Here is a 13,931-nt window from a genome sequence, read left to right as displayed (position 1 = left end):
GGCATACTTCGCTTTACTCAAGCCCCAATCATTGGGGCTTTTTTATTCCATCTCGGCACAAATTCATTGCCATTAACCGCTTTGCGAAATAGCAATAATGCGTTTTATCAGCTCGTCGGGTTCCATTTTGGGATTGCGGTAAAAACGGAAGATTTCCGAGTTTATCGCTTGCTGGGCAACCGGATTGACCGCCATCGAATCAATCATACTCGGCACAGCGAGGTTGTGTTTAACGCCGTAGTGAAAGTCTTGATATGACTGGATCTGACACGGATTAAAATCGCTGATGTCGATATCAGTGCGTACCGGAATCGAGCCTTTTACCTTATTGAACTTAGCTTGAAACTCGACGTCTGCCAGCACGCTTGCGGTTTGCTGAGCCGCCTCGGCAGAAAACGACTTGCTCGACATAAACACCAAACTGTCCATGTTGTAGAGGAATACACCATCGCTGTCAGGCGTTGGGTAACAGCCGACCTCTTGCGGAACCGAGACTTGATTGGCGAGCAGCTCACCCAAAATCCAATCACCGCCGATTTGAAACAGCGCTTGACCGTCGGCTAACGCTTGGGTAGCGGTATCCCACTTACTGTCGGGTAATTGGTTGTCGATCAACAAACTGAGGCGACGAAATTGCGTCAACGCTTGGCGCAGGGTGTCGCTGTCGATGCTGTCGCGTTCTAGTTTGACCATCGCATTGGTGTAGAACTCAACGCCGCCAGTGGAGATCACTAAGTTCTCGAAAAGTTGGGCGACTTGCCACGGCTGCTCACCGACCGCGATCGGTACAATGCCATTTTGCTTCGCAAGCTCCATGGCGGCGAACATCTCTTGCCAGTTTTTCGGCGCGGATAGATTCAGTTGTTTAAGCAGCTTGTGGTTGACCCACAGCCAGTTCAAACGGTGCAGCGTAAGTGGCAGGGCGATGTAGCCGTTTTGTGTTTTATTGATTTCGATAGATAGCGGGTAGAGCACCTCGTCCCAGCGCTGCTCATCGGCAACTGCGTTGACGTTGTGCAAAATACCGATGGCATCCCATGCTTTAATACTTGGCCCTTCGATTTGCGCGAAGCTTGGTGGATTGCCCGCCAGCGCGCGAGCTTGCAGTACCGTCATCGCACTGTCTCCACCACCGCCTAACACCGGGCTTTGCAGCAGCTCTATATCGTGCTGTTTTAGCTGAGCTTTAAGTGTTTGCAGCGCTTGCTGCTCGCCGTCAGAAGTCCACCAATGTAAAAACTCTACCCCTTGTGGCGACTCAGCGCGAGCGACGCAAGGGGCGAGCAACAGTGGGAACAAGAATGCCAGTTTGTTCATAGTCAGTCTCTCGGGAAAGTCAGTGTGGCGCAGAGGCCGCCAAACTGAGAATGGCTCAGCAACAAGTTGCCGCCATGAGCCTTTGCAATACTCTGTGAAATGGTTAACCCCAGCCCGCTGCCTTCTTTATCGTTGCTAGCGCGGAAGTATGGCTGGCAGAGCTTTTCAAGTAATAAATCGTCAACACCGTCACCGTGATCTTCAATTTCAATCTGGATCGACTCTGGGCTTTCACTCAGCGTAATGTCCGCTTGATGGCCGTATTTGAGCGCGTTATCGACCAGATTCTGAATGCAGCGCTTAATCGCTAACGGTTTACCAGCAAAGTGGGTGCGGATTTCACCGTGGATGCGAATTGTGTCCGGCGCATCGGCGATATTGGAGGAAATGTGCTGAATCAGTTGGGTGAAATTGATCGGCTCGATTTCCTCGTGGATATCGGTCTCTTTAATGCATTGCAATGCGCCTTTGACCATCAAATCTAGGTCGTTACTCAGGCGGATAAAGCGTTCTCGGTCGGCGTCGTCATCCAGCATTTCCGCTCGCAGTTTTAGGCAGGCAATCGGCGTTTTCAGATCGTGGGAGATGGCGCTGAACAACATTTCACGGTCTTTAATATGGCTGTCGATGCGTCGATTCATCTTGTTAAACGCACGTACCGCCGCTTTCAGTTCGTTACTGCCTCGCTCAGAGACTTCGGGCACGTCTAGTCGGCTCGACATCAGGGTTGCGGCTTTTGCCAGCTCTCGAATTGGTTGAATTTCTTTGCGAACGATAAACCAGGTACACAGCAACAGCATTAGCGCGGACACCAATAGCGTCAGCCATTGGCGCAGCTCAAAATAGTTAGTCTCTAGGTTGATGTAAGGCGCAGGCAGGACCGCCGCGAGATAAAACCATTCGTTCTGCGCGACTTCGACCTGCATCACCAGAATCGGTGGATTGAGGTCACCAAACGAAAGCGAATAATGCGCCCACAATAGCGGCAGTTCATCGATAGGTAGCTCGTTGTTGAATACTTTGAGTTTGTCGCGCTGGGTGAACTCCACCTCGATATTAGGAATGCCGCTCAGCTCGCTTTCTAATACTTCACGAACTTGGTTGATGACCAACGTTTTGCGCTCGCTCTCTGGCAGCGGGTCGACGTCAATCTGGTGATTGTTGAGTGAGACGAAAAAGCGCGTACCACCCATGTTGCGTAGTTGATTGAGCACCAAGTGGCGATATTCCGAAGGGAGGGTTTGAAAGAAGGCGATGGTAGAAGAAGCACTCAGTGCTAAGCTTTTAACTGTGGTGGTCAGGCCTTCTTTATCGCGTTCGCTGGCGTGTTGATACCAGATAATCCCGGATAATACTTGCGCTAGAATGATCACCAGCAACAAGAACACACTGGTGCGAACAACCAGTGACCCCGTCCAGCGTTTAATTCTCATAGTGCACGTCCGTGGTCAGCATGTAGCCTTTATTACGCACCGTTAAGATCAGAGAGCGGTCTTTATCTTCAAGGTGATGACGCAAGCGGCTGATCTGCACGTCAATGCCGCGTTCAAACGGGTCGGCATCGCGTCCCCAGATCTCGCGCGCAATATCATCGCGCGACAATATTGATTGCGCGTGGTTGACGAACAAACCGAGCAGCGACAAATCCGCGCCACTCAGTTGCTTGACCTCGCGGCTAGCAACGTGGGTCAGTTGCCGGGTTACGGTATCTAATAACCAATCGTCAAAACGCACTTTACGCGTCAGTTTGCTATTGGCGGTCGATTGGCTGCGTCTCAGAATCGTTTTGATGCGCGCGAGCAGTTCTCGAGGACTGAATGACTTGGTGATGTAGTCATCAGCGCCCATTTCTAGCCCTGCGACTCGGTCGGCTTCTTCGGTGACGGCGGTCAGCATGATGATCGGAACATCGGAGTTTTTGCGCAGTTTCTGACACAGGGTAAAGCCGTCTTCACCGGGCATCATAATATCGAGGATGATTAAATCAGGATGGTGATCGTTAAGCAGTTGCCACATCACGTCGCCATTTTCTGCGCAAAGCACCTCAAACCCAGCTCGACCAAGGTAATCCGACAACGCTTCGCGAAGGTCGAGGTTGTCATCGACGACCAGTATCTGCTTGTTTTCCATCCTACTTTCCCTGTGTCCGTCCCTGTGCCTGCCCCTGAGTTTGGCGCTGGTCAATATGATGCATTCTTAAACGCCCATGCACAATCGAGCCGATTACAATTTTCACTTCTCGGTGTAAGAGATTTGTAAGCGGCCACTTACAAACTGATTGCCTTTTGTAACCTTAGGCGCCGCCTTGCTCGCTATGATCATCCTGACCTTACGTGAAACAGCATGACCTGAAGGAATCAGGTCCTACAACACTGACATTCGTCAGGAGGAAACCATGTTTGCAAGTATATTTGGACAACTACAAAAAATAGGGCGGTCGTTGATGCTGCCTGTGGCGGTGTTACCGGTGGCTGGCTTGATGCTGGGTATTGGTAACGCGGGGTTTGCGTTTATTCCAGACGCGGTCAACAAAGTGATGCTCGCCGCCGGTGAGGGCGTGTTCGGCAACATGCAGTTGATGTTTGCGGTCGGTGTAGCGCTCGGGTTATCAAAAGGCAATGACGGTGCCGCTGCGCTCGCAGGCTTAGTTGGCCTAATTATTATGAACGCATCGCTCGGTATCGTGACTGGCCTACGCGGCCTAGAAACTGACGCCACCATCATGGGCGTTGAGACGCTGCAAACTGGGGTGTTTGGCGGCATCTTTATTGGTGCGGTCGCGGCAATCATGTACAACCGCTTCTACAACATCAAACTGCCAGAGTACTTGGGCTTTTTCGCGGGTAAGCGATTTGTGCCCATTGTCACCGGTTTATCGGCGATCGTCGTTGGTGCGATTCTCGCGTTTGCATGGCCACCTGTCGGACAACTTCTTGATGCATTCTCTCATTGGGCAGCGTACCAAAACCCTGTACTCGCGTGGGCGGTTTACGGCGCGGGCGAACGTTCTTTACTCCCGGTTGGTTTGCACCACATCTGGAATGCGCCGTTCTTCTTTGAAGTCGGCAGCTATGTAGACCCAGAAACCGGCAAAGAGTTTACTGGTGAGCTCACTCGCTTCTTCGCGGGCGATAAAACCGCAGGTTATCTGTCTGGTGGCTTTATGTACTCCATGTGGGCGCTACCAGCAGCGGCATTGGCGATTTACCACTGCGCGTCTCCTGAGCGTAAGAAAATCGTCGGCGGTTTGATGATGTCTGCGGCGTTGACCTCTTGGTTAACTGGTATCACAGAGCCAATCGAATTTACCTTCCTATTCGTCGCGCCAGTGCTGTACGTGATCCATATTTTCCTAACTGGTATTGCGTTTGCGATCACCGCATTTTTGGAAATCAAACACAGTACTGACTTTGCGCACGGCGCGATCCAGTTCTTCCTTTACTACCCAATGTCGAGCAACGCGTGGATGTTCATCATCATCGGTCCAATCTGGGCGACGCTCTACTACGGCTTGTTCCGCTTCCTAATTGTGAAGTTGGATCTGAAAACGCCGGGTCGTGAAACCGACATTGCAGAAGTGAAGATTACCGGAGAGCCTGATGAAATTGCGGTGGATGTAGTAGCTGCATTGGGCGGCAAAGCCAATATTAAGTCAGTCGATGCGTGTATCACTCGTCTGCGTGTCTCGGTGAAAGACATCGCTAACGTTGATGTTGCTAAGCTAAAAGCACTTGGCGCGCGAGATGTGTTAGTGATTGGCGACAGTTTACAAGCGATTTTCGGCACGCAGTCTGACTCAATTAAGTCAAAAGTGCACAGCGTACTCGCCACCTCCTGATCTTACCTCCCCCAATCTAGGTAAGATTTGCCAACCTCCTTGTGAGGTTGGCTTTTTCGTTTTCGGAGTAAAAAAAGCGAAGCCAATAACCAGCCCTACTTCGCCGCCGCGTTGGTTAAATTGCCCAGCACGCCGCTGATTTTGTTCAATGCCTCGTCACAGCCTTCAATATGATGGCGCTGCTTTAAATAAATAGGATCGTTATAAGCTAACCACGTTTTGCCTTCATCATCTTCATACACCAACACTTTTTGGGGTAAATCGAGCGCCACTTCCTGCGCACAGATCATCAGTGGCGTGCCTACTTTAGGGTTTCCAAACACGATAACTTCGGTTGGTCGCAACGTCATATCGACTTTCGTGGCATTCTCTTGATGGTTAATGCGCGCAAAGACGTTCAACCCTTTTTCTTGCGCGATAGCGACAAATTTATCCGCCGTATTTTTTGCTGAATGCGTGCTCGCAACGGTTACCACACCCTCCCCAGCCAATGCACTCAATGACGTCAACGCCACGACCAACCCAATGATTACTTTTTTCATTTGTCGTCCCTTCCTCTCTCTGAGTCGAAAACTAGATATAGAAAAACCAAGTGTAGGAAAACTATAGAAGTCAAATTCCGCTATCGCGAATTGCACTCTACCCACTCAAGAGTCGACCGTGTAACACGGATTAATTGATTCAGATTAATAAAGCGTTAACTAGCTGAGCATCAAAAGCGTGAAATACGTAACATTTGCAGCCTATTTTAGTAAGAAAGAGAAAAGTAGTGACACGCGATCAATTTGAGTTATTAGCACCCGGTGGTGATTTAGATTCCATCAAAGCCGCCATTGCCGCTGGCGCCGATGCAATTTACTGTGGGCTCGACCGCTTCAATGCTCGTAACCGAGCGACCAACCTCACTTTAGATAACTTAAATGGCGTGTTAACGTTGGCCCATCAGCACAGCTGTAAGATTTTCCTAACGTTGAATGTGCTGATTTTAGAAAGTGAAATTCCAGCGATTGTTCGCTTGCTCAGCCAACTGAACACCACCAAAATCGATGGCGTGATCGTACAAGATCTCGGTCTGGCCTACATTCTCAAACATCACTTTCCCGATTTGGATGTGCACGCTTCAACGCAACTGAACACGCATAACGAAGGCCAAATCCTCTTTCTCAACCAGCTCACCGCAAGCCGAGTAAACTTATCTCGCGAACTTAACATCAGTGAGATAAAACATCTGGCGCAATTTGGTCGCGAGCACAACGTAATGATGGAAGTGTTTGTCCACGGCTCATACTGCATCGGATTCTCCGGAATTTGCTACATCAGTTCCGCTCGCAATGGCGCATCAGGTAACCGTGGACGCTGTAGCCAACCTTGTCGCGAACAGTACGAAACGACCAAAACAGGCAACAACTACCCACTCAATATGAAAGACAACTCCGCCTTTGGGGACTTGGAAGCGCTTGCTGATGCGGGTGTGTATTCGTTGAAAGTGGAAGGCCGCATTAAGAAATCCCACTACGTGTACACCGTGGTCGATAACTGGCGTAAACAGATTGATCGCTTGTGCGAGGGTTTGGAACTCTCTGAAGACACCACAGAGTTATACACAGTGTTCAACCGTGATTTCTCCAACGCATTTTTGCAAGGTGATTTCGGCAAGGCGATGTACATCGACAACCCGCGCGACCATGCTGTAAAGCATTTTTCGAAGGTTTACCAATGCCAGTCTGCTGATGATGTACAAGCGGTGAAAAAGAAACTCTACGATGACAAAACCGCGATCATTGAGAAAGTGGCAGAGCAAACTAAGTCGTTCGATGTCACTTCAACACAAGTATCCGGCAGCAGCTTGAAAGGGTCGATTGATGTGCCAACTCTGCCAACGTTACCTCAACCAGAACCTCGCCAAGGTGCGCCAAAATTATCGGTTCTGATCTCGTCAGCACAAGAAGCCATGCTGTGCGAATACCACGACGTTGATGTTTACTATCAATTGCCAATGGGATTGTCTGGTGAACTGAGCGCGATGATTGAATTGTTCCAAGCCAACCCAATGCTCAAACCTTGGTTCCCAGCCATTTTGATTGGCGAAGACTACCACGCCGCGCGCGTATTCTTGGAAACCATCCAACCTGAGTTGTTGATCACCAACAACTCAGGTGTCGGCATGATCGCAAAAGAGCTCGGCTTAGGCTGGGTGGCAGGCCCACAACTGAACACGGTGAACTCATACGCGTTTAAATGCCTTCAAGACGAGTTCGCGGCAAGTGGCGCGTTTGTTTCTAACGAGCTGAATATGAAGCAGGTGCGTCACATAAAGCGTCCGAAAAACATGCGCAGCTTCTACAGCATTTATCACCCGAACACTCTACTCACGAGCCGCCAATGTTTGTTTCAACAAACCGAAGGATGCCGTAAGGTGAAGGTCAACAAAAGTTGTTTGAAACGCTGTGACAAACGCACGTCTATCATCAACTTAAAAGACAATCCTTACTTGGTGCAAAAACAAAAAGGCAGCCACAATTCAATCTACAGCGAGCACAACATCTTAAACCTGCAAGTGCTGCACGATCTGCCGCAATTGTTTACCGATGTGTTGATCGATCTGCGTGATATCCAGACCGAAACGAAAGTCTCAGCAAGCAAACCTGAGTTGATTGACGCGTTCTTAGCTCTACTTGAAGAACACAGCGAACAAACCGTCCAAACGCTGAATGCCATGATTCAACCAACAGCCAACGCGCAGTATTTAAAGGGGTTGTAGGAGTTACTTGAAAGTTAAACAACGCATCGACTCTCAACATATCTTGAACACACACAGTGCACTGACTACAATAGCGCACTTTTTACGGAATTTAGGTCACACAAAATGACAGACACAGCTAAACCAGCTCTACCAGATCGCCTAGCGGGTAACCCACGTAGCCCATTCTTCATCAAAGAATGCTTCGAGCACCAAATCGGTATTCGTATCAACGGCCAAGAGCGTACTGACGTAGAAGAATACTGCATCAGCGAAGGTTGGGTAAAAATTGCTTCTCCTAAAGCAAAAGACCGTTTCGGTAACCCAATGCTAATCAAACTTAAAGGCGAAGTTGAAGCGTACTACGTGTAAGCTGACCACGCTGAATGTATTTGAAAGCTCGAGTTTGACTCGGGCTTTTTTAATGCCTGTCATATCCCTCCTCATTTAATCTCTTCCCTCTTCTTTTCAGTACAAGTTATTAAGAAATCGATGTAAATCGCTGTTTTTATCTGATTGTTGTCTAAAGTTTCTAAAGAACGAACAGCAATAAGCATTGCCAAAAGAAACGACACCTTTTGAATACAGGGAGAGGAAATGGAAAGCCCACTTGTCACACTCAAACACGCCAGCAAAAGCTTTGTCGATGGCAAAGAGACACATCGCGTGTTGGAAGGCGTCGACTTCACGTTGAACACAGGAGCGAGTGTTGCGCTGACGGGCGCAAGTGGCAGCGGCAAAAGTACTTTGCTCAATGTCATCGCTGGCTTTGAGCCGCTTTCCGATGGTGAGTTGTGGTTAGATGGCGATAACACGGCGGCTTGGAAAGACCCACAATGGAGCCGATTTCGACATCAAAAACTCGGTGTTATCTTCCAGCAATTCAATCTATTAACGCCGCTCAACGTGCAGCAAAACATCGCCTTCCCTCTGCATTTGAATCAACAGAAATGGAACGACTGGTGCGATTATTTGGTCGAGACTCTAGGTATCAGCCAACTTCTCGACAGGCATGTTTCTGCCCTTTCCGGAGGTCAACAACAACGAGTCGCGATTGCGCGCGCATTGGCACACAAACCTAAGCTTCTACTCGCCGATGAACCCACAGGTAACCTCGACCAAAAAGCAGGCTTGGAAGTGATGAAACTACTCAGTGAAATCACCACCCAAGGCAATACCGCCGTGCTCTTGGTGACCCACAGCCATGAATGCGCTGAATTTATGAAAGCACGGCTGCGATTGGATAACAGTCAGCTACAGAACAGCCATCAAGTAAACAAACATGAGCTTCACCATGAAGCAAACTAAGCCATCAAACAACAGATTCACTCATACTCGACTCGCCCTGAATCTGTTTGCAGCGCACTATCGGCAGGCGCCACTGCAAGCCGCCGCGATTCTGATCGGTATCGTGTTGGCTGTGACCTTATTCGTTGCGGTGCAAGCCATCAACCTCAATGCCAAACGAAGTTATGCGGAATCTACCGAGCAGCTTAGCGCACAAGCTCAGAACTTAATTATTCCACCAGCAGGGCAAAACTATCTGCCCGAGTCTCTTTATTTCACCCTTAGACAAAACGGGCTCAGTGCAGCACTACCTGTAATCGAAGGGCGAGTGAGAGACGAACAAGGGCGTCGCTGGTCAGTGCAAGGTAGTGAGTTGATTGCCGCAATTTCCTCACGTTCGCGCTATTCGTCAGAAAACCAACAAAACGTGTCTTTGTTCGACAGTGCTTTACCTTTACCTGAGCTTTTGGCCGGTAAGCCGATCGTGATGATGAGCCAATCTCAACATCAAAACTTAGGGGAAGTAGAAACCCTAACTCTGGATGACATTCCAACCCAAGTGGTGGTGCTACCAGACGAATGGCAGTTAGGTAGCCGAATGTTGATGGACATTGGCTTTGCACAGCAACTGCTCAATAAACAAGGGCAGCTCAGTTACATTGCAGTTTTCCATTCGGGTGATAAAGGGGATAAAGACACGCAGGCAAATTGGCAGAAGCTGATTAGCGATCAAGGGCAATGGATTTCCAATAACCAAAGTACAGACCTTGGTTCGCTGACCGACAGCTTTCACCTCAACCTCACCGCAATGAGCTTACTCGCGTTTTTAGTCGGGCTGTTCATCGCTTACAACGGCGTAAAGTACAGCTTGCTGAAACGCAATCGGCTGTTAGTGCAAATTCAACAAGCGGGTGTTGCGCCGAGCATTGTGTTCTCTGCGCTGTTAGTTGAGCTCACTCTTCTCGTTACCATCGGCGCTTCCCTCGGTTTTGTGTTGGGCATACAGCTCAGCCATTGGCTGCACCCGACCGTAGCACTGACTTTAGAACAACTTTACGGCGCAACACTGCTGCCCGGCACTTGGCAGTGGCAATGGTGGGCGCAAGCATTGCTGCTCACGTTAGCCGCCACCCTATTGGCATGTTGGCAGCACTTTAAACAGCGAGTGCGCCAACCGCTTTCCTCTCATGGCGGATTTTATCAAGCACCTGAAGCCTCTAACGAAAACCAATTGTTTTTGATAGGTGCTGCGTTAACGATTCTTGCGCTTGCGGGTTTATGGCTGAGTGAGCACCACCGATTTACCATGGCGTGGCTCGGCGTGCTTGTGGTGTCGATTCCTTTGTATCTACCCAAAACAATCAGCGTATTAGCCAATTGGTGTGAAAAACGCACCAGTTCCGGTTTGATGCAGTATCTGTTTGCTGAGCTGCGCGAGCTGATTTCTCCGCTTTCTCTCGCCATGATGGCACTGCTACTCGCCGTTACTGCCAATATGGGGATGAACACCTTAGTGGGCAGCTTTGAATCCACCCTTAAACAGTGGTTAGAACAAAGGCTGCACGCCGATATTTACGTCAGCCCTGCGCAAGGAGAAATCGCTGATGTAGAGCGCGCATTAGGGCAGTTCGATAAGGTTGAGACCGTCTACAAGCAATACTACGTCGACGATAACCTGCAAGGCTTACCGATTTTGCTTGGCACCAAAGACAAAGACACCTTAGAACAAACCATGGTATTCAAATCGCACTTGGAAAACTTCTGGTCACGCTTTTATCAAGGTAAGTTAGTCGCGATCAGTGAACCTACTGCGGTCAAACTGGGTTTATCACTGGGTAGCGAGCTCACGCTTGATGCTGTTCCAGATAAGAACCTGCTTGTGGGTGCGGTATTCCACGATTACGGCTCACCCAACGGTGAAGTCTTATTAGCACCCAAATTATGGCAAGAGAGTGGCTTTACCGACCTGCCAACAAGCCTTGGTATTAAAGTCTCGGGTGACCCACAAATCGTCTACGAGCAACTGCGCGAGCAATTGAATCTGCACCCAAATCAGCTCTACGATCAGGCGCAAATCAAATCCATCGCGTTGGATATTTTCTCGCAGACCTTCGCCATTACCCGCGCACTCAACGGTGTGACTTTAATGGTCGCGGTGATTGGCTTGTTCAGTGCTTGTTTCATGTTACTCGACGCGCGTAAAGCCGCTATTGCAAGGCTGTATGCACTTGGCGTCAGCCGTCGTAAATTAATGACCATGGTGGTCGGACAGATCGTCGCTTTAGTCAGTTTTACGCTGGTTATTGCCCTACCTTTAGGAGCCATGGTGGGATATGTGCTGACAGATATTGTCACCTTGCGCGCTTTTGGTTGGAGCTTAAATTATCTGTGGAATTGGAGTGATGCGCTGAGCATTGCGGCAATCACCATCTTGGTGGCAGTGATCGCAACCTTGATTCCGCTGTGGCGATTGGTCAGTAAGCCTGTCGTATCCAGTTTGCAAAGCGAGGTGTTGTGATGGTTCGATTGGCAAGCAAGCTTACTCTACTCATAAGCAGCTTATTCCTATTCGGTTGTGAAGATGCCCAACAAAAAAATATGGGCACGCAAAATATGGGCACGTTGCTGGGCAGTGGAGATACACAAAGCGAGAGCAACTTATTCACACCCGTAGAAAAAGGGATTGAACTCACCTTCCCAGCAGACCATCAAGCGCACCCAAACTTTCGTCATGAATGGTGGTACTTAACCGCTAACGTAATTGATGAAGATGGCAACCCACTTGGCGTTCAATGGACACAATTTCGCTTTGCTGCTGCGCCGCCAACGGACGAAGATGACGTGAAGAAAACCGAGTGGCAAGCTCAACAAATCTACATGGCGCACAGCGCAGTCACGACCGCGGACAAACACTACGCCGATGAAAAATGGTCGCGCGATCAAACATCCCTCGCTGGCGTCGACACTTCACCATTTCGAGTTTATCTCGATGATTGGCAGTGGACCTCTTCAACCAACGACCTCTTCCCTGCCACATTGAAGGCGAACTCCGAACAGTTTGGCTATGCGCTGACCCTTACCAGCAGCGCACCTTATCAAAAGCAAGGCGAGCAAGGGTACAGCACCAAAAGTGCCGATGGTCAGGTGGCTTCGTATTATTACAGCCAACCGTTTATTGAAGTCTCCGGTGAGGTCACTATCGACGGAGAAACCCATCAAGTATCCGGCAAAGGTTGGATAGATCGAGAGTGGAGCTCGCAATTCTTACTCGACTCACAACAAGGCTGGGACTGGTTTGCCTTAAGGTTGAGTGACGAGACCAGTTTGGTGGTGTTCCAATTGCGGGATTCTAAAACCGGAGCAGCCGGTTACTCCAGCGCAAGGCTGATGCAGCAAGATGGCTCTGGTATCGCTATCCCACAAAAAGACATTCAGTTAAAGGCGACCAAGCAAACAGAAATCCAAGGGCGAAAGTATCCAACCCAGTGGCAAGTGTCGATTCCTAACCAGCAAATCGAGCTTACGGTTTCGGCACTCAACCCGAGCGCGAAAATGCCACTTTCGGTGCCTTACTGGGAAGGTCCAGTGCGAATTAAGGGCTCTCATTCTGGGACTGGTTATATGGAACTAACGGGGTATTGAAAAGTTGAGTGATTACCCCAATTATTCAGCTAGTACAAACACAGGTAACCGAGTGATACACTGCACCTCAGTGTCATCCAATGAATGATTAAAAGGAAATGCGATGAACCCGATTATTGCGCTGCTAAAAGAGAACAACATCAGCGATGAGCAAATCAACGAGATTTTTCAGACTCTGACGCAAAACCCTCTAGCGGCAATGGCAACAATCAGCCAACTAGGTTTGCCACAAGACAAGCTACAAATGCTGATGGCGCAAGTGATGCAAAACCCTGCGCTAATTAAAGAAGCCGTAGACGAGTTGGGATTGGATTTCTCAAAGGTTGAAGAAGCAAAAGAGAAGCTTCAAAGCCAAAACCAAGGCAACTAAGTCTTAGCCATTTAGCGCTGAATATAGAAAAGGCCGTTACCCCGAACATGTGGGTTAACAGCCTTTTTTGTTAGCTAATTATTAGCGATTTAAAGACGCGAATTGTTCTGCGGTCATACCGTAGTAGAGCTTGTCGTCAAAACCTTGCTCTAGTTTGTAGTAGTCTTTCTGACGGCCTTCTTGAGTAAAACCATTTTTCTCTAACGTCTTGTAAGAGCCAACATTAGAAGCGTAGCAATCGGCACTGACTTTATGAGCGTTTAGCTCAGTAAATCCAATCTCGGTCATCATTTGGCAAGCGCGAGTCGCAACGCCTTTACCCCATGCACAAGTTGGTAATTGATAACCTACTTCGTAGTTGCCAGTTAAGAACATCACTGCGGTCACTGCACACATTCCCATGTACTGACCTTGTTGGCCACGAATCACGAACGTTGGACTGTCTGGCCAAACACCTTCTTTGATCGCTTGTGCCGTATTTTCAATAATAGGGCCAAAGAAACCCTCATATAGGCTGTTGTCAGCAGGTGCGAAGAACAGATACTGATTGACCTTATCGTCGTTCAACATCTCGATAATATCTTGTAAATCAGAGCCTTGAATCAGTTGGATAGTCAACGATTCATTAAATGGGATGGCTTCGCCTTGTTTTAGTTTTTGATATGACATGTGTTACCTCGTTATCTGCTGAAGATAGTAGCCCAGCGGATAAGAGAAAAATTGGATTTTTGCGACAA

The 13,931-nt window shown here is 48.9% G+C and carries 12 protein-coding genes; 7 read left to right on the top strand and 5 right to left on the bottom strand.

From position 1 onward, the window contains the following. Nucleotides 1–72: 72 nt before the first annotated feature. The 3 genes from R7H07_RS11135 to R7H07_RS11125 are packed head-to-tail and all read right to left on the bottom strand — an operon-like array spanning nucleotide 73 to nucleotide 3,447. Nucleotides 73–1,317, bottom strand: a complete 1,245-nt coding sequence (locus R7H07_RS11135; protein WP_065275539.1) for an ABC transporter substrate-binding protein — start codon at nucleotides 1,315–1,317, stop codon at nucleotides 73–75. A gap of 2 nt (nucleotides 1,318–1,319) precedes the next feature. Next, nucleotides 1,320–2,750: an ATP-binding protein gene (locus R7H07_RS11130; RefSeq protein WP_005500050.1), complete on the bottom strand. Its 1,431-nt coding sequence runs from the start codon at nucleotides 2,748–2,750 to the stop codon at nucleotides 1,320–1,322. Continuing rightward, on the bottom strand, nucleotides 2,740–3,447 hold the full coding sequence (locus R7H07_RS11125; RefSeq protein ID WP_031820810.1) for a response regulator: 708 nt from the start codon (nucleotides 3,445–3,447) through the stop codon (nucleotides 2,740–2,742). Before R7H07_RS11125 ends, R7H07_RS11130 begins: the two co-directional genes overlap by 11 nt. 265 nt (nucleotides 3,448–3,712) lie before the next feature. Here R7H07_RS11125 and ptsG point away from each other — a divergent pair, with 265 nt between their 5' ends. Beyond that, a complete protein-coding gene (ptsG, locus tag R7H07_RS11120) occupies nucleotides 3,713–5,155 on the top strand; it encodes a glucose-specific PTS transporter subunit IIBC (protein WP_081886422.1) in 1,443 nt (480 codons plus the stop codon). A 95-nt stretch (nucleotides 5,156–5,250) separates the two neighbouring features. On the opposite strand, the gene R7H07_RS11115 is transcribed toward ptsG, so the two are convergent. After that, nucleotides 5,251–5,697 carry a DUF302 domain-containing protein gene (locus tag R7H07_RS11115; RefSeq protein WP_033906624.1) on the bottom strand — a complete coding sequence of 149 codons (447 nt, stop codon included), beginning with the start codon at nucleotides 5,695–5,697 and terminating at the stop codon, nucleotides 5,251–5,253. A gap of 227 nt (nucleotides 5,698–5,924) precedes the next feature. On the opposite strand from R7H07_RS11115, the gene R7H07_RS11110 reads away from it, so the two are divergent. The 6 genes from R7H07_RS11110 to R7H07_RS11085 all read left to right on the top strand — a co-directional run bounded on the left by R7H07_RS11110 (nucleotide 5,925) and on the right by R7H07_RS11085 (nucleotide 13,194). Then, entirely contained in the window at nucleotides 5,925–7,916 is a 1,992-nt protein-coding gene (locus R7H07_RS11110; RefSeq protein ID WP_033906623.1) for a U32 family peptidase, read from the top strand. 105 nt (nucleotides 7,917–8,021) lie between these two features. Further along, on the top strand, nucleotides 8,022–8,267 hold the full coding sequence (locus tag R7H07_RS11105) for a DUF3297 family protein (RefSeq protein ID WP_005374689.1): 246 nt from the start codon (nucleotides 8,022–8,024) through the stop codon (nucleotides 8,265–8,267). Nucleotides 8,268–8,492: 225 nt separating this feature from the next. Continuing rightward, complete coding sequence (locus R7H07_RS11100; RefSeq protein WP_017820083.1) at nucleotides 8,493–9,203, top strand: ABC transporter ATP-binding protein; 711 nt, start codon at nucleotides 8,493–8,495, stop codon at nucleotides 9,201–9,203. Continuing rightward, entirely contained in the window at nucleotides 9,190–11,700 is a 2,511-nt protein-coding gene (locus R7H07_RS11095; RefSeq protein WP_033906622.1) for an ABC transporter permease, read from the top strand. Before R7H07_RS11100 ends, R7H07_RS11095 begins: the two co-directional genes overlap by 14 nt. Then, a complete protein-coding gene (locus R7H07_RS11090; protein WP_206959518.1) occupies nucleotides 11,700–12,824 on the top strand; it encodes a lipocalin-like domain-containing protein in 1,125 nt (374 codons plus the stop codon). Before R7H07_RS11095 ends, R7H07_RS11090 begins: the two co-directional genes overlap by 1 nt. A gap of 103 nt (nucleotides 12,825–12,927) precedes the next feature. Further along, nucleotides 12,928–13,194 (top strand): DUF2999 family protein, encoded by a 267-nt coding sequence (locus tag R7H07_RS11085; protein WP_004746427.1) that lies wholly within the window; start codon nucleotides 12,928–12,930, stop codon nucleotides 13,192–13,194. An 81-nt stretch (nucleotides 13,195–13,275) separates the two neighbouring features. Here the strand turns inward: R7H07_RS11085 and R7H07_RS11080 are convergent, their stop codons facing one another. Continuing rightward, entirely contained in the window at nucleotides 13,276–13,863 is a 588-nt protein-coding gene (locus R7H07_RS11080; protein ID WP_065275544.1) for a GNAT family N-acetyltransferase, read from the bottom strand. Nucleotides 13,864–13,931: the final 68 nt, after the last annotated feature.

The organism is Vibrio sp. Vb1127, from assembly GCF_033338735.1.
GTDB lineage: Bacteria > Pseudomonadota > Gammaproteobacteria > Enterobacterales > Vibrionaceae > Vibrio > Vibrio alginolyticus.
The sequence above is the reverse complement of the archived record's forward strand: the minus strand, read 5'-3'. Positions and strand labels throughout refer to the sequence as shown.